We start from the raw sequence: 16,101 nt of genomic DNA on the forward strand, positions 1-16,101 counted from the left end.
ACATGGACTTCGCGTTCGACGCGCGCACGGAGGAGCTGCGCGGCAAGCTGCTGGCCTTCATGGACGAGTACGTCTATCCGGCCGAGGCCGTCGCGCATGAGCAGCGGGCGCTGCTCGCCTCGCCCTGGGAGACCCCGGTGGTGGTCGAGGAGCTGAAGACCGAGGCACGCAGGCAGGGCCTGTGGAACCTGTTCCTGCCGGACTCCGAGTACGGCGCGGGGCTCACCAACCTCCAGTACGCGCCGCTCGCCGAGATCATGGGGCGCTCCCCGCAGCTCGCCCCGACGGTGACGAACTGCGCGGCGCCCGACACGGGCAACATGGAGGTCCTCACCCAGTTCGGCGACGAGCAGCAGCGCAAGCAGTGGCTGGAGCCGCTGCTGGCCGGTGAGATCCGCTCGGCGTTCGCGATGACCGAGCCCGACGTGGCCTCCTCGGACGCCACGAACATCACGACGCACATCGAGCGGGACGGTGACGAGTACGTCGTCACCGGCCGCAAGTGGTACATCTCCGGGGCGTTGCACCCGGACTGCAAGATCTTCATCGTGATGGGCAAGACGGACCCGGAGGGCTCCGACATCCGCCGTCAGCAGTCGATGATCCTGGTCCCGCGTGACACGCCGGGTGTGACGATCAAGCGCGCGATGCAGGTTTTCGGCTACGAGGACCACTACCACGGCGGCCATGCCGAGGTGATCTTCGACCACGCGCGCGTGCCGGCGTCGAACCTCATCGGTGAGGAGGGCGGCGGCTTCGCCATCGCGCAGGCGCGGCTGGGGCCCGGCCGGATCCACCACTGCATGCGGCTGATCGGGATGGCGGAGCGGGCGATCGAGCTGATGTGCCGGCGGGCCGTGTCCCGTACGGCCTTCGGGAAGGCGCTGGCCCAGCAGGGTGTGGTGCACAACTGGATCGCGGATGCGCGGGTGACGGTCGAGCAGTTGCGGCTGCTGGTACTGAAGACGGCGTGGCTGATGGACACGGTCGGGAACAGGGGGGCGCACACCGAGATCCAGTCGATCAAGATCGCTACGCCTCGCGCGGTGGTGGACATCCTCGACCGGGCGATCCAGTTGCACGGTGCGGGGGGTGTGAGCCAGGACTTCCCGCTGGCGGAGCTGTACGCGGGGGCGCGGACGCTGATGATCGCCGACGGGCCGGACGAGGTGCATCAGCGGTCGCTGGCGCGGCGGGAGCTGAAGCGGTACGTGTGACGCGCGCGGGGCGGCGGGACGGTTTTTCGCCCCCGCTGCCCCTACCCTCCCCCAAGCTCTCGGCTTCGCTCGAGCAGGGGGGACCCCATCATCCCCAGGGGCTCCGCCCCTTCGACCCCGCCAGGGGGCTCCGCCCCCTGGACCCCCATCGGTCTGAACGGCCTCGTCCTCAAACGCCGGACGGGCTGCGGAAGTGACTCAGCCCAGCGTTTCAAACCCGGCCACCCGGCAGCCTGGCCGCCTGGCCAACCGATGCGCCGGACGGGCTGGGTGTGGCTCCGCTTGGCGTTTCGAGTCCGGCCTCCTGGCCGGCCGGTTCGGGTGGTGGGTGGGCATAGGCCGGGGGTCCAGGGGGGCGGAGCCCCCTGGACGCGGTTACGGGCGCAGTGCGCGCAGCAGCAGGTCCGCCAGGTGGTCGGCCACCTGCTGGGGGCTCATCGGGCCCTCGGGGCGGTACCAGGTCGACAGGTGGTGGACCGAGCCGAAGTGGTAGTCGACCACCAGGTCCGCCGGGGTCGCCTTGGAGAAGACGCCCGACTCCTGGCCCTCCTCCACCAGCGCGCGGAAGCGCTCGTGGTAGCGGCGGCGCTCGGCGCGGACCTGCTTGTTCTTCTCGGGGCTCAGGTGGTGCATGGACCGCCAGAAGATCATCGCGTCGTCGAGGTTGTCGATGGTCGTCACCACGACGTCCGCGGCCGCGGCCCGCAGCCGCTTCTCCACCGGCTCGTCGGCGTCCGCGACGGCGTCGAGTCTCTCCTGCTGAATGCGCAGCACACGCGCGTACACCTCGTGCAGGAGGTCGTCCTTGGAGCCGAAGTAGTGGTAGAGCGCGCCTTTGGTGACACCGGCCGCCTCGACGATCTCCTGCACCGAGGTGCGGTCGTAGCCCTGCTCGGCGAAGAGCCGGGTGGCGGCGGCCAGGAGCCGCTGAGGTACGGGGGTGCCGTCCGAGTCCGTCGTCCTGGGCACTGCCGCCACCTGCCTTTCCGTACTGCTGTCAGTTGCCTTGCGTCCGGGAACGAAGCTCCCGACGGAGGATCTTCCCACTGGCCGTCTTCGGCAAGTCCGGCAGGATCTCCACCTGGCGGGGATATTTGTAGGCGGCCAGTCTCTCCTTGCAGTACACGGCGAGTGCATCCGGGTCCGTGTCGGCGTCCGGACGCAGGCTGATGTACGCCTTGACGGTCTCCCCTCGGTACCCGTCGGGCACCCCGACGACAGCGGCCTCACGCACCGCCGGGTGCGTGTAGAGCACGTCCTCGACCTCGCGCGGCCACACCTTGAAGCCGGACGCGTTGATCATGTCCTTCTTGCGGTCGACGACGTACAGCCAGCCGTGCTCGTCCATGAAGCCGATGTCGCCGGTGCGCAGTTCGGCGCCGGGGAACGTCTCGGCGGTGGCGTCGGGGCGCCGCCAGTAGCCGGGCACGACCTGCGGGCCGCGGACGACGATCTCGCCCTGCTCGCCGAAGGGGACCTCTTCGCCGTTGTCGTCGACGATCCGTACGACCGTGTCGGGGCCGGGCAGGCCGACCGCGAGGGTCCCGGAGACCGGGTCGACGGGCGCCTGAAGGCCGGGCGGCACGGAGGCGCAGGGCGCGGTGCACTCGGTCAGGCCGTAGCCGTTGCGGATGTACGGCCCGAAGCCCGCCCGGAACTTCTCCACCAGCGCGGGCGGCAGCGGGGCGCCGCCGGAGGAGATCACTCGGAAGGAGGAGAAGTGGTCGCGGGTGACGGACGGGTGGGCGGCCAGCGCCATGAAGGCCGTGGACGGGCCGACGGTGTAGTGCGGGCGGTGCTCGGCGAACGCGTCGAGCACCACGCCCGCCTCGAAGCGGTAGGCCAGCACGAGCGTGCCCGCGCTGTTCAGGCAGGCGCCGAACTGGCAGACCATGCCGGTGATGTGGAACAGCGGCGCCAGCGCGAAGTAGACGGGCCGCTCGGGCAGCCCCAGGCCGGTCCGCTGCCGCTCGGCGTTGTACATGATGTTGCCGTGCGTGTTGGTGGCGCCTTTGGGTGTGCCGCTGGTGCCCGAGGTGTAGCTGATCAGCGCGATGTCGGAAGGGGCGGGGTCCCGGTCCCCGGGCGCCTTGTGCCCGGCCCGCGCCACGGCCACCAGGTCGTCGGCGTCCGTGGCCCGCGGCAGCCGCTCGAAGGTCAGCACGCGCGCGCCACCCCACGTCTGGAAGTCCAGTTCGCATCCGGTGAGCACGATCCGCACGGGCGAGTCCGCCGCCGTCGCGCGCAGATACGACTCCCACGCCCGGTCCGAGCAGATCAGCGCGGCGACCTCGCCGTCCCGCAGGACGTGGGCCACCTCGCCCGCCTTGTACATCGGGTTGACGGGCACGACGACCGCGCCCGCCTTCCAGGCGCCCAGCACGGCGAGCACGAAGTGCGGGGAGTTCTGCAGCAGTACCGCGACCCGGTCTCCGCGATTCAGTCCGCGCGCCGCGAGATGCCCGGCGACGGAGTCGCTGAGCTCGTCGACGTCCCGATAGGCCAGGCGGCCGTCGAAGTAGGCCAGGAAGTCACTGTCGGGCGTCTCGGCCACGGCCCGGCGCAGGGCGTGCACGAGGGAGCCGGCGGGGCTTATCGCGCCCTTCTGGGCGTCGCTCAGCAGATCCAGCCAGGGTTGGGCAGCGTAACGTGAGTCGGTCACCGGTTCTGCTCCCACTGCTGCTGGATGCGGTTCATACCGGTCAGCCACCGGTCGGAATCACCGGCCCGCGCCTGGTGGTAGGCGGCGACCTCGGGATGCGGCAGGATCAGGAACCGGTCCTCCTCGATGCCCTTCACCAGGGCGTCCGCCACGGCCTCCGGCTCGATCGCGGTCGGCTGGAGCACCAGGTCGCCCGCGCTGCCCGTGGCGGCCAGCATGTCGGTGCGTACGCCCTGCGGGCAGATGGCGTGGACCTTCACGCCCCGGTGCCGGTACGTCAGCGACAGCCATTCGGCGAAGGCGAGGGCGCCGTGCTTGGTGACGGCGTAGGGCGCGGCGCCGATCATGGTGAGCAGCCCGGCGGCGGAGACGGTGGAGACGAACCGGCCGCTGCCCCGCTCCAGCCAGGCGGGCAGCAGCTCATGAGCGGCCCGGACGTGCGCCATGACGTTCACGTCCCAGGAGGTCGCCCAGGCCTTCTCGTCCAAGGGCGCGTCCGCATGGCCGCCCTCGAAGGCGACACCGGCGTTGGCGCAGTACACGTCGACGGTCCCGTCGAGCGCTTCCCGGGCCTCGCCGACGATCGCCGAGGCATCACCGGGCACGGCGATCCCCCCGACCTCCGCCGCGACGTGCTTGGCCCGTTCGGCGTCCAGGTCATTGACGACGACCCGGGCTCCCTCGGCGGCGAAGCGCCGGGCGAGTGCGGCTCCGATCCCGCCGCCTGCCCCCGTGACAACCACTCCGGACCCCTGAAAGGCTCCCACCATCGGTCTCCTTAGACGCGGCTCTGCGATGGCGCCAGACTAACCGGTCGGTATGTTTCAAGGAAGGGGATGGCGCAGCACTTAAGGGGCGCGGGGCTGTACCGATTTGCGGCTCCGCCGCGTGGGCGCGACCAGCCACAGCGAAAGCGGCACACAACGGATCACGGAGGCCACCCACCCATGCGCCCTTCCAGACGAACCGTACTCACGGCGGCCACGACGGCAGCCGTCTCAACCGCACCCACCGCCGCCGCTGCCCAGCCCCACCGACAACTCCGCACCGGCTTCGAACGACTCGCCCACGACGGCTACACCCTGCTCGACGGCCAGAAGGCCGGCATCGTCACCAACCCCACCGGCATCACCCGCGACGTCCGCCACGTCGTCGACGTCATGCACGCGGACACCCGAGTGGATCTGAGGGCCGTCTTCGGCCCTGAACACGGCTTCCGCGGCACCGCCCAGGCCGGCGGCTCCGAGGGCCGCTACGACGACCCGGCGACCGGTCTGCCCGTCTACGACACGTACCTCAAGAGCGGACGGCCGCTCGCCGACATCTTCACCGCGTCCGGTGTGGACACGGTCGTGTTCGACATCCAGGACGTCGGCGCCCGCTTCTACACGTACATCTGGACCCTGTACGACTGCATGGAGGCCGCGCGGCTCGCCGGCAAGCGGTTCGTGGTCCTGGACCGGCCCAACCCGGCGACCGGACGTGCGGCTCTGGGGCCGGTGCTGCACAAGGAGTTCGCCACGTTCGTCGGGCGGCAGCCCGTCTCCCAGGCCCACGGGATGACCGTCGCTGAGCTGGCCCGGCTGTTCAACAAGGAGTTCCTGACCGAGCCCGTACCGCTGGAGACCGTTCCGATGTCCGGCTGGAAGCGCTCGGACTTCTACGACGCCTCCGGGCTGCCCTGGGTGCCGCCGAGCCCGAACATGCCGACGCCCGAGACGGCCCTGGTGTACTCGGGGACGTGTCTGTTCGAGGGCACGAACCTGTCGGAGGGGCGCGGTACGACCCGGCCGTTCGAGCTGCTCGGCGCGGAGGGCATCGACCGGCGCTGGGCCGCCACCGCGAACGAACTCGCCCTGCCCGGCGTCCGCTTCAGAGAGGCGTACTTCGCGCCCACCTTCTCGAAGTTCCAGGGCAGGACGATCGGCGGCGTGCAGGTCCACGTGCACGACCGGGACGTCTTCGATCCCGTACGCACGGGGATCGCCCTGCTCGTGACCGCCAGGAAGGTGTGGAGCGGGTTCGCCTGGCGCCCCGACCACTGGATCGACAAACTCACCGGCTCCGCGCGCGTGCGCACGATGATCGACGCGGGCGCGGACACCGGCGAGGTCGTGGCGGGGTGGCAGGAGGAGCTGGCGGCGTTCCGGAGGACACGGCGGAAGTACCTCCTCTACCGCTGAGCGCGGCGACGAGCGCCCTCATGCGCCGTGACGTATGGCCAAGCTCCCCCGTTGGCAGGACGATGCGCCACATCGCGTGCGTCACCGGGGAACAGGGGGCCTGTCATGGCGGATCGGGCGATGAGTGTGACTCCCTACTGGGAGCTGACCTTCGACGCGGACGGGGACCCGGCGGGCCGCCAGCGCGACCGGCTGCTCGCCGGGGTGACCGAACGGCAGGTGCGCGACCTGGTCGTCTTCGCGCACGGCTGGAACAACGACCGCTCGGGTGCGACCCGGCTCTACGACCGGTTCCTGGCGCCCGTCCCGCGGCTGGCCCCGGCGGCCCGGGTCGGGTACGTCGGTGTGCTGTGGCCGGCGATGCGGTTCTCCGACGAACCGATCCCGGACTTCCCGCGGGCGGTGGCGGCCGAAGCCCCCAGGCGCCCGGTGCTCGACAAGGACACACGGCACGCGCTGCTTGAGTCCTTCCCGGGCCGGGCGATCCTGGTCGACCAGATCGCCCGGCTGCTGGAGCAGCAGCCGCCGGAGGAGGCCGAGCTGGAGGAGTTCGGGCGGCTGGTGCGGCTGCTGGTGGAAGTGGTGGCGCCCGGGCCGCAGGCGCTGTTCGGGGCGGACACGGTGGCGGAGGGCGTGCCGCAGAGCGAGCCGGAGATGTTCGCCGGGTCCTCGGCGGCGGCCTGCGAGGAGTTCGCGCGGGCGCTGGCGGGCCTCGAAGCGTCCGGCGCGCGGCAGGAGTTCGGCCTCCCCAACCCCTGGGAGGGAGCGCACGAGCTGCTGCGGCAGGCGACGTACTACGCGATGAAGCGGCGTGCGGGAACGGTCGGTGAGCGCGGTCTCGGCCGGGTCGTCGGGCAGCTCGCGAAGGCGGCGCCCGGCGTGCGCGTGCACCTCGTCGGGCACAGTTTCGGCGCGCGGCTGGTGTCGTTCGCGCTGCGCGGCCTGCCCGAGGGCGTGCGCACGGTGAAGTCGGTGACGCTGCTCCAAGGGGCCTTCTCCCACTACGCGTTCGCGGCCCGGCTGCCGCACGACGCGCGCGCCGGAGGGGTGCTCCAGGGGCAGCAGAACCGCGTTGACGGTCCCCTGGTGTGCTGCCACTCCCGGCACGACTCGGCCCTGGGCACGATGTATCCGCTGGCCTCGCGCATGGCGGGCGACAGCCGGTCGGTCGCGGGCCTCGGCATGGGCCGGGCCCTGGGCGCCACATGGGGGGCGATGGGCTACGGCGGGGTGCGGGCGGTGCCGGGCACGCGCGCGTGCACGCTCGCCGAGGCCCTGCGGGCGAAGCTGCCCGCCTCGGGGTGCGTGAACGTCGACGCGGCGGCGGTGGTCAGACGCGGTGGCCCGCCCGCCGGCGCGCACAGCGACATCCTGCACGAGGAACTGGCCCGGCTGGTCCTGGCGGCGGGCCGCATCCGCTGACCCGCCGCCTGCCCTTTGCGTCACCGGTGCGAGGTGAACTCCACGACCTGCTGGTAGGTCGGCCGGTTCTGCCAGCTGATCTTGCCGTGCTTGATGCCGCCGAGGGTGCGGTGGTTGATCGAGTCGGCGCACCACTGGTCGCCCGCCGAGCACACGTCGTCGCCCGGGTAGACCTGGGCCGCGGTCTTGCCGGCCGCCTCCTTCAGGGTGCTGACGAGGGTGTCACGGCAGGCGCCGAGGTCTCCGTCGCCGCAGTACTCGCGGGCCAGCGGCCCGCGCACCTGCTCGCCGAGCACGGACCGGATGTCCTTGTCGACGTAGCTCCACCAGCCGTACTGGAAGGAGCTTCCGGCGTGCGACCCGGTCGGGCCGTGGGCGGCGGAGGGGGACTCGTCGACGGGGAGGTTGGCGGTCATCGCCGTGAACAGCTCGCTGCCGAGGCCCGGTTCGAACTCGGCCTTGACCAGCAGCGGCCACCAGGCGTCCAGGATGCGGATCGCGTCGGCGTCGGCGTACTTCTTGGAACCGGCCGAGGTCTCCGTGCGCTTGCCGCCCGCGGCGACCCACGCCTGGAGCTTGCCGACGGCGGCCGCGGCGGTGGGGTCGGTGACCGGCGAACTGTTGACCACCTTCAGCAGCTTGGGCAGGACGTCCTCCGCCCGCAGATCGGCGACCCCGGCATCCGCCATCGCCTTCACCAGCGAGGCCCGGGTGACGCCGCCCTGCTGGACCAGCTTCTTCACCCGGTTCTCCAGGAGGTTGCCGCGGTGCACGGAGCCGTTGCCCCAGGGCGCGGTCGTGTAGTCCTTGGCCTGCTTGTTGTTCCAGGAGATGTAATAGTCCTGGTCGATGGAGTTGGGGTGGGCGGAGGGCGGGGTGTAGTCGGCCGTGTTGGTCGCCGGGTCCCAGCCCCGCCACTCGTACGCCGCCCGGGCCCACACCGGGAACTCGGCGTCGACGCCGTTCGCGCGCACGGGGTTGTCGCCGCTGTTGTAGTAGGCGGTGTGCTCGGAGTCGGCGTAGAACCAGTTGAAGGTGTAGTTGATGTGCTGCACCGCCTTCTGGAACGATTCCGGGCCCTTCACGTAGTCCGGGTCGTTCAGCATCTGGAAGCCGATGATGGAGTCGGCCTCGTGCAGGAAGGACGAGCGCAGGGTGGTGTAGGCGACCTTCTTGCCGCCGACCGTCGCGCGGTACTCGACGGGTCCGTACTTCGTGCGCCAGACGCGCATCGTGTACGAGCCGGCCGCGGTGCCGTCGGCGACCGTCGGCTTCCAGGCGTTCTTCCGCTCGACCTTCTCCATCGGCGTGCAGGTGCCGCGGTACAGGTAGTGGTAGTCGTCCTGGCACAGCTCGACGGCGTACGTGTCGATGATGTCCTGGCCGGAGGTCGTGGCGCTCCACGAGTAGTCCTGGCCGCGGCCGAGTTCGACGTACATGCTCAGACCCGCGAAGGAGGCGCCGCGGGCGCTGATGCCCGGCCCCTGGAGCTCCTGGAGCAGCAGCAACTGCGGCGCGAAGTAGCCGGTCTGCGGGCCGAACACGGCGACCGGGTGGCCGCTGGCGGTGTGCTCGCCGCTGACCACGAGGGCGTTGGACATGCCGCGCTTGGCGGACGACAGGGCCTTCTTGGCGGCCTCGCTGGAGGCGCTGGTGGCGCTTGAGCCGGCCGCGCTGCCCGTACGGTCGTGGACCAGCGGTTCCTGGGTCACCGAGCCGGCGTCGGGCAGGGTCCGGCCCTGCGGGGCGTCCGGCCTGGTCGCGTACGGGAAGCTGCCGTCGTGCTGGGTGAGGACGGCCTCCGGGTCGTTGCGCTCGCGGAAGGACTCCCACACCTTGGTGCCCTCGGCCACGCCGTACTTCTCCTGGGCGGCCAGGAGCGAGAGGGCGTTGTTGACCTCGCCGCCTCCGCCGGAGCCGAACAGCGCGCCGATGACGGAGGCCAGCGCCACCATGTCGGTGATCTTGAAGTGCTCGATCTTCCCGGCGTTGGTGACCGAGTCCTTGTGCCCGGTGAGGACGTACTCGCCGGGGAAGTACCGGCCGCTGTCGGAGGCGTCGATGTAGGCGTTGATGCCGTCGAGGTACGCCTTGACGTCGGCGAGGGCCAGCTTCCCGCGCTCGCCGTTGGTGGCGACGGCGTTGTCGATCTGCGCCTGGAGCTCGGCCTCGGAGTACGGGGCGTGCCGCCAGAACTGCTGTTCCAGGCCCTGGTTGGAGGGCGCGCCGCCCGCGAAGGAGGTCAGCTGGCCGCGTCCGACGTGCCGGAAGACGTCCATCAGCCACAGCCGGTCCTGCGCGGCCGCGTAGCCGGCGCCGAACTCCGTGCCGTACCTGGTGGTACCGGTGATGTGCGGCACACCGGTCTTCTTGTCCCGGACGATCGTCACGTCACCGCGCCCGGCGGGTTTGACGGTGGAGGCGACCTGGTCCGCCGGGACCCCGAAGGAGGCGTCGTTGAAGAAGTTGTTGATCTTGTCGTTGGTGAGGCCGGTGTACCCCTTGGCGAGGTTGGCGTACGGCCCGAGCTGGTCCTGGGCGTGCTCGGGCTGGGTGCCGAAGGCCTGGTTCGCGAGGATCTGGGCGAGGGTGGCGTTGCCGTTCTGGCCGGGCGGGAGGATGTCCGAACACTGGTTGCCGCAGTAGTCGTTCGCCGCCGCCGCGGCCTGCGCGGTCTCCGCCTCCGAGGCGGCTGCCTGCGACAGCGGCGACAAAAGACCGGCGATCAGCGCGCATACCGATGCGGTCTTCAGGAACCCGGGGATTCCGCTGGGAGTTCTCATTCTGTCGAGAACGGTGCGTGAGTTACGCCGTGACATGTGGGGGGCTCCTCCCGACGGGGGTGGGCGGGATGTTACCGCCGGTATCCCCGGGATTGAAGGTGAGCAAGCGTCACTTTTTGGAGTCAGCACAACAGGCACACGGACCACGGCAGTCGACTCAGGGCCTCGTCGGACGGCTTATGGAGGCCATTTGAAATCGGATGGAGCCGATTCGCTTGTCGATACGTCTATTCGGCGACGTCCTTACGACGACGCCGAAGTGACCGGATTTCAGGTGCAGGTGTGACGGAGGTGCAGGACGATGGCCGGTTTCCGGAGTCTGGCGAGACAGGTTCGCGATCCGCAGTGCGATCTCGCACTGCGGCGCTATTCGCTGCGCAAGTGCCTTGAGAGGTTCGCCCCTTACGGGCACAGGGCGACCTGGGACCATCTGTGCTCCCGGGCAGGGTTCGGTCCCGAGGACCGGTCCCCCGATCCAGCGCGGCTCGTGGCCGCACTGGACGAGCTGGAGGAGGCGCGGGCGGTCTGGCTGACCTACGAAGTCGAGTTCGCCGAGCGCCGCAAGAAGGAGAAGCACGACGGACTGCGCCGGCCGGGCAGTGTGGACGACTGGCACCGGCTGACCTGGGGCGGTTTCGGCGTGGCGTGGTGCGACGATCCGGCGGTCCATCCCCGTGAACCGCTGGCCGAGGTGCTGCGCCGGCTGATCGCCGCGCTGGAGCGTGAACCGGGCTCGGCGTGCCCGGTGTGCGGCAGGGAGCGACTCGCCTGGAAGTACGACCTGGATCACGAGCCTTCGGCGGGTCCGGTCTGCACGGACTGCGGAATCCTCGTCCCGCGTCCGGTACTCACGCCCGAGGCACTGGCGGACGCCAGGCGGGCGAGGTTGTTGGTGTCGGCTTGACGAATGCGGGTGCGCGGGGGGTGCGCCGGGGATGCCGCACCCCCACTGTCGTCGCCGGGTCCGGCTGTCGGTGGTGACTGGCACCATCGGGACATGGTGCAAGTGTGTCTGAACGGTCCGCGGACCGCCGCCGACGGTACGGCGGTGCCGCTGACGCCCGAGTCCATGGCCGACTCCGCCGCGGAGGCCGTCGCGGCCGGGGCCACGGACATCCATGTCCATCCCAAGACGCCGTGCGGGCGGGACACGTTGTCGCCGCGCGTGCTCGCGGAGACGTTGTCGGCGATCCGGGCGCGGGTGTCGGTGCCGGTGGGTGTGACCACGGGGGCATGGGCCGAGCCGGACCCTGCCGCCAGGCTGGAGCGGATACGGGGCTGGACCGTCCTGCCCGACCACGCCTCGGTCAACTGGCATGAGCCCGGTGCGGAGGAGGTCGCCGCGCTGCTCCTGGATCTCGGGGTGGGCGTGGAGGCCGGCATCTGGTCCGGGACGGACGGTGCGGAGCGGTTCGCCGCCTCGCCGTCGGGGCCGGAGGTGCTGCGGGTGCTGGCAGAGGTGACGGATACCGGGCCTTCGAGTGCGGTGGACTCCGCGCGGGGGTTGCTGTCCGGCCTTGGTGACGCGCATGGGCGACCTGTCCTGCTGCACGGCGAGGACGGGGGTGCTTGGCCGGTGCTGCGGCTTGCGGGCGAGCTGGGCTTGGCCACACGGGTCGGAGTGGAGGATGCGCTGCGTCTGCCGACCGGACGACCGGCCGGGTCCAACGCGGAGTTGGTCGCGGCGGGGCTGGTGGAGTACGAGGCAGGTCGGCGGGGTGCTCGGCGTGGTCGCTGAGGCCGGGCGGGTCCGCAGCCCGGCGGAGCGGGGTGCCGCTGCGCCCACCCGTGCCGCCCTGGGGGTACCTCCCAGGCCCTTGAGGCACTGAGGGAGGCACGATTGCCCGCAGCTCAGCGGGACCGGCGAGCAGGCGCTACGCGCGCCCCTTGTCCACCATCAGGCGCGAGCCCGCTCGGCGTTCGCCGAAGACGTCGCCCGGGTTGGACAGCACGCAGGTGTCGAGGGAGAGGCAGCCGCAGCCGATGCAGTCGGTGAGGTGGTCGCGCAGGCGGTTCAGCTGCTTGATGCGTTCGTCCAGCTCCGAGCGCCAGGCCTCCGAGAGACGCGCCCAGTCCTCCCGGGTCGGCGTCCGCTCCTCGGGAAGCTCCGCCAGCGCCTCGCGGATCGTCGCCAGCGGGATGCCGACCCGTTGCGCGGCCCGGATGAAGGCGACCCGGCGCAGCGTGTCACGCGAGTAGCGGCGCTGGTTGCCCGACGTCCGGCGACTGCTGATCAGGCCCTTGGACTCGTAGAAGTGCAGGGCGGAGACGGCGGCCCCGCTGCGCGCCGACAGCTGGCCGACCGTGAGCTCGTGGATCTTCTCTGAAATCTGGGGCACCCCTCGAACCCTACCGATCGACCCTCCCGGGTCCGTTGACACGGCCCTCGCAGCCGACCATGCTAAGCAGTCGCTTAGAGATACGAGCGACGCAGACTTCCTGACGCGAGAGGCCGGGACATGGCAGAGCCGAGGATCTTCACGTCCGTCGACGACCTGAAGTCGGCGGTGGGCGAGCAACTGGGGTACACCGACTGGCTCGACATCGACCAGAAGCGGATCGACCTCTTCGCGGAGGCCACCGGCGACCACCAGTGGATCCACGTCGACCCGGAGAAGGCCGCGGCGGGCCCCTTCGGCACGACCATCGCCCACGGCTATCTCACGCTGTCCCTGCTGCCCCTCTTCGGGCCGCAGCTGATCTCCGTCGAGGGCGTGAAGATGGGCGTCAACTACGGGACGAACAAGGTCCGTTTCCCCGCGCCCGTCCCGGTCGGGTCCCGGCTGCGCGCCACCGCGACCATCAGCGCCGTCGACGACGTGCCAGGCGGCGTCCAGGTGACCGTCGCCTTCACCGTGGAACGCGAGGGCGGCGACAAGCCCGTGTGCGTCGCCGAGTCCGTCTCCCGCTACTACCTGTGACCCCGGCGGGTTACTTCACCCCGTCCCCCACCATCCGCAGCACGAGGTCGGCGTACAGCGCGCCGACCTCGTCCGGCGTCCACGGCCCGTCGACGCTGAACCAGCGCGCCACGTCGATGCACAGCGAGAGCACGGCCAGGGTCGTGCCCTTCACGTCCAGCACGTCGAACTCGCCGGCCGCCACGCCGTCCTCGATGATCCCCCGCACCTCGGCGTCGCACTGCCGCCGCAGCGCGAGGATCTCGTCACGGGCGTCCGGACCGAGCGAGTCCAGCTCGTACTGGACGACCCGGGCGGTGGTGCGTCCGCCGGCGTGCCAGCGGACGAAGGAGCTGACCGCGCCGGCCAGGCGCTCGCGGGCGGCGCCCTCCCGCCGGGCCGCCGTCCGCAGGATCTCCAGGGCCTTCTCGTGGCCGATCCTGCTGATGCGGTGCAGCAGCTCTTCCTTGGTCTTGTAGTGGATGTAGAGCGCGGCCGGGCTCATCCCGGCGCGACCCGCGATGTCCCGGGTCGTCGTGGCGTGGTACCCGCGCTCGGCGAAGGCCTCCACCGCGGCGATCAGCAGCCGTCGCGCCGCGTCGGGCGTGACCTCGCCCCACGCCTGCGCCTCGCCGCCGGCCGTCTCCTCCGCCGTACTCATCACTCGCCCCTCTCCACCGACAGGGACAACACCATACCGCCGAAGGTGAGCGGGCGCTTAGCGTGGCAGCTCAGTGCTTCTCGAAGGGGGTGTACGAGGGCGCCGCCCCCTGCGCCGGCCCCTCCTGCCGGTCCCGGATCACCTTGGCGAGGGTGAAGGACGAGGTGACCAGGTACAGGACGGCAATGGCGAGGAAGCCCCGCACCCAGGCGTCGGCGCTCAGCTGGTAGATGCCGATGGCGGTGGCCGCCATGGCGACGGCGAAGGACGCGACGGCCTGGCCGTAGAAGGCGGCCGTGTTCTGCTGCTTGCTGCCTGGTGTGTCACTCATGGCGGCAAGTTTCGGCGGACGTGGCCCGCGCCACATCCGCCGAAGTACTCAGGGGCGTACTCAGAACGCCGAAACCCCCGTCAGCGCACGCCCGATGACCAGCTTCTGGATCTGGCTCGTGCCCTCGTAGAGGGTCATCACGCGGGCGTCCCGCAGCAGCTTGCCCGCGGGGTACTCGTCGATGTAGCCGTAGCCGCCGAAGACCTGGAGCGCGTTGTTGGCGGCGCGGACCGCCGCCTCCGAGGCGAACAGCTTGGCCTTGGACGACTCGACGGCGAACGGCCGGCCCCGGTCGATCAGATCGGCGACCCGCCAGGTCAGCAGCCGGGCGGCGTCGACGTCCACGGCGATGTCGCTGATCAGCTCCTGGATCAGCTGATGCTGGGCGATGCTCTTCCCGAACTGCTCGCGCTCGCCCGCGTACCGCAGGGCCGCGTCCAACGCGGCCTGGGCTATGCCGACACAGCCCGCCGCGACCGACATCCGGCCCTTGGCGAGGGCGGACATGGCGACCGAGAAGCCCTTGCCCTCCTCCCCCAGCAGGGCCGAGGCGGGCACCCGCACGTCCTCCAGCACGAGCTCGGCCGTGGCCTGGCCGCGCAGCCCGAGCTTCCCGTGGATCGTGCGGCGCGTCAGGCCGGGCGTGTCCGTGGGGACCAGGAAGGCGGAGACGCCCTTGTGGCCGGGGGCGTCCGTGGAGCGGGCGAAGAGCAGGACGACGTCGGCCCAGGTGCCGTTGGTGATGAACATCTTGGTGCCGTTGATGACGTAGTCGTCGCCGTCCCGCACCGCCCGCGTCGTGAGGTTGCCCGCGTCCGATCCCGTGCCCGGCTCGGTGAGGCCGAAGCAGCCGACCGACTCGCCGGACGTGAGCCCCGGCAGCCACCGCCGCTTGTGCTCCTCGCTCCCCCAGGCGGCGACGGTCTTCGCGACGAGCCCCAGCGAGACGGAGACGATCCCGCGCACGGACGAGTCGCCCCGGCCGAGTTCCTCCGTGACCAGGCAGTACGCGAGGTGGTCGCCGCCCGAGCCGCCGTACTCCTCGTCGATCGTCAGCCCCAGGAAGCCGACTTCGCCGAGTTTCTTGACGATCGCGCGGTCGACTTCCTCGGCACGGTCCCAGGCGACGGCGTTCGGGGTGATCTCCCGCTCCACGAAGTCCCGCGCGAGCTGCCGGACCGCGCTCTGCTCCTCGCTGAGCTCCAGGTTCACCACGAGTCACCCCACTTGAAAACCGTACATTTAAATTAGCACTGCTAGTTTATAGTCGCAGCCCTACTATGTGCGCCATGGCCCGACCGCGCAAGCCCCTCCTCAGCACCGACCGGATCGTCGAGACGGCCCGCGCGCTCGTGGACGCGGAGGGCCTCGCGGCCGTCTCCACCCGTCGGCTCGCCGCCGAACTCGGGGTCAGCGGGCCCTCGCTCTACAACCACTTCCGCACCAAGGACGAGATCCTGGAGGCGGTCGCCGACTCGGTGAGCGGCCAGGTGGACCTGACGATGTTCCAGGACGGCCGGGACTGGCGGACCGCGCTGCACGACTGGGCCGTCTCCTACCGGGCCGCGCTGCGCGACCACCCGAACATCGTCCCGGTGCTGGCCCGCGGCCCCGGCCGCCGCCCGGCGGGCCTGCGCCTCGCCGACGCCGTCTACGGCGCGATGGTCGAGGCGGGCTGGCCGTCGGCGCAGGCCACCTCCATCGGCGCGCTGATGCGCTACTTCGTGATGGGCTCCGCGCTCGGCTCCTTCGCCGGGGGCTTCGTGGACGACGCCAGCGCCTACGACCCCGCCGACTACCCCCATCTCCAGCAGGCCCACCTCCTCGCCGAGCAGCAGGAGAAGATCGACGAGCGGGCCTTCGAGACCGGGCTGACGGCCTTGCTGGACGGGCTGGCACGGCAGTACGAGCAGGTGCGGCGGACCGCGTAGCGACACTTCGG

Annotated in this window: 15 protein-coding genes; 7 read left to right on the plus strand and 8 right to left on the minus strand. The window is 70.9% G+C overall.

Translation table 11 applies throughout. From position 1 onward, the window contains the following. Positions 1 to 2 precede the first annotated feature (2 nt). A complete protein-coding gene (locus HDA41_RS08080; protein ID WP_184982044.1) occupies positions 3 to 1,217 on the plus strand; it encodes an acyl-CoA dehydrogenase family protein in 1,215 nt (404 codons plus the stop codon). Positions 1,218 to 1,592: 375 nt separating this feature from the next. On the opposite strand, the gene HDA41_RS08085 is transcribed toward HDA41_RS08080, so the two are convergent. Genes HDA41_RS08085 through HDA41_RS08095 form a run of 3 tightly spaced genes read right to left on the minus strand, consistent with a single transcriptional unit; the run spans position 1,593 to position 4,649 of the window. Further along, positions 1,593 to 2,186, minus strand: coding sequence for a TetR/AcrR family transcriptional regulator (locus HDA41_RS08085; RefSeq protein WP_184982045.1), 594 nt, complete (start codon positions 2,184 to 2,186; stop codon positions 1,593 to 1,595). A gap of 28 nt (positions 2,187 to 2,214) precedes the next feature. Next, positions 2,215 to 3,879 carry a class I adenylate-forming enzyme family protein gene (locus HDA41_RS08090; protein ID WP_184982046.1) on the minus strand — a complete coding sequence of 555 codons (1,665 nt, stop codon included), beginning with the start codon at positions 3,877 to 3,879 and terminating at the stop codon, positions 2,215 to 2,217. Beyond that, the gene (locus HDA41_RS08095) at positions 3,876 to 4,649 is read right to left on the minus strand and encodes an SDR family oxidoreductase (RefSeq protein WP_184982047.1); all 774 of its coding nucleotides are present in this window, start codon (positions 4,647 to 4,649) and stop codon (positions 3,876 to 3,878) included. The genes HDA41_RS08090 and HDA41_RS08095 overlap by 4 nt, the downstream gene beginning before the upstream one ends. 177 nt (positions 4,650 to 4,826) lie before the next feature. On the opposite strand from HDA41_RS08095, the gene HDA41_RS08100 reads away from it, so the two are divergent. Both HDA41_RS08100 and HDA41_RS08105 read left to right on the plus strand, forming a co-directional pair. Then, a complete protein-coding gene (locus HDA41_RS08100; RefSeq protein ID WP_184982048.1) occupies positions 4,827 to 6,062 on the plus strand; it encodes an exo-beta-N-acetylmuramidase NamZ family protein in 1,236 nt (411 codons plus the stop codon). A 105-nt stretch (positions 6,063 to 6,167) separates the two neighbouring features. Further along, positions 6,168 to 7,484, plus strand: a complete 1,317-nt coding sequence (locus HDA41_RS08105; RefSeq protein WP_184982050.1) for a serine-threonine protein kinase — start codon at positions 6,168 to 6,170, stop codon at positions 7,482 to 7,484. Between the two features lie 20 nt (positions 7,485 to 7,504). Here the strand turns inward: HDA41_RS08105 and HDA41_RS08110 are convergent, their stop codons facing one another. Continuing rightward, the gene (locus HDA41_RS08110; RefSeq protein ID WP_184982051.1) at positions 7,505 to 10,303 is read right to left on the minus strand and encodes a penicillin acylase family protein; all 2,799 of its coding nucleotides are present in this window, start codon (positions 10,301 to 10,303) and stop codon (positions 7,505 to 7,507) included. 265 nt (positions 10,304 to 10,568) lie between these two features. Here HDA41_RS08110 and HDA41_RS08115 point away from each other — a divergent pair, with 265 nt between their 5' ends. Together HDA41_RS08115 and HDA41_RS08120 are read left to right on the plus strand one after the other, a co-directional pair. Continuing rightward, a complete protein-coding gene (locus HDA41_RS08115) occupies positions 10,569 to 11,171 on the plus strand; it encodes a hypothetical protein (protein WP_184982053.1) in 603 nt (200 codons plus the stop codon). 93 nt (positions 11,172 to 11,264) lie between these two features. Beyond that, on the plus strand, positions 11,265 to 12,005 hold the full coding sequence (locus HDA41_RS08120) for a 3-keto-5-aminohexanoate cleavage protein (RefSeq protein WP_184982055.1): 741 nt from the start codon (positions 11,265 to 11,267) through the stop codon (positions 12,003 to 12,005). A 136-nt stretch (positions 12,006 to 12,141) separates the two neighbouring features. On the opposite strand, the gene soxR is transcribed toward HDA41_RS08120, so the two are convergent. Next, on the minus strand, positions 12,142 to 12,606 hold the full coding sequence (gene soxR, locus HDA41_RS08125) for a redox-sensitive transcriptional activator SoxR (protein WP_184982057.1): 465 nt from the start codon (positions 12,604 to 12,606) through the stop codon (positions 12,142 to 12,144). Between the two features lie 120 nt (positions 12,607 to 12,726). On the opposite strand from soxR, the gene HDA41_RS08130 reads away from it, so the two are divergent. Continuing rightward, positions 12,727 to 13,188 (plus strand): MaoC family dehydratase, encoded by a 462-nt coding sequence (locus HDA41_RS08130; protein ID WP_184982059.1) that lies wholly within the window; start codon positions 12,727 to 12,729, stop codon positions 13,186 to 13,188. A 10-nt stretch (positions 13,189 to 13,198) separates the two neighbouring features. Here HDA41_RS08130 and HDA41_RS08135 read toward each other — a convergent pair whose 3' ends face one another. From HDA41_RS08135 to HDA41_RS08145, 3 genes are all read right to left on the minus strand, one after another. Continuing rightward, positions 13,199 to 13,828 (minus strand): TetR/AcrR family transcriptional regulator, encoded by a 630-nt coding sequence (locus HDA41_RS08135; RefSeq protein WP_184982061.1) that lies wholly within the window; start codon positions 13,826 to 13,828, stop codon positions 13,199 to 13,201. A gap of 70 nt (positions 13,829 to 13,898) precedes the next feature. Beyond that, a complete protein-coding gene (locus HDA41_RS08140) occupies positions 13,899 to 14,159 on the minus strand; it encodes a YiaA/YiaB family inner membrane protein (protein ID WP_184982063.1) in 261 nt (86 codons plus the stop codon). A gap of 60 nt (positions 14,160 to 14,219) precedes the next feature. After that, a complete protein-coding gene (locus HDA41_RS08145; protein WP_184982065.1) occupies positions 14,220 to 15,371 on the minus strand; it encodes an acyl-CoA dehydrogenase family protein in 1,152 nt (383 codons plus the stop codon). Positions 15,372 to 15,448: 77 nt separating this feature from the next. On the opposite strand from HDA41_RS08145, the gene HDA41_RS08150 reads away from it, so the two are divergent. Then, positions 15,449 to 16,090: a TetR/AcrR family transcriptional regulator gene (locus tag HDA41_RS08150; protein ID WP_184982067.1), complete on the plus strand. Its 642-nt coding sequence runs from the start codon at positions 15,449 to 15,451 to the stop codon at positions 16,088 to 16,090. Positions 16,091 to 16,101: the final 11 nt, after the last annotated feature.

The sequence above is a fragment of the Streptomyces caelestis genome (assembly GCF_014205255.1).
Lineage (GTDB): Bacteria > Actinomycetota > Actinomycetes > Streptomycetales > Streptomycetaceae > Streptomyces > Streptomyces caelestis.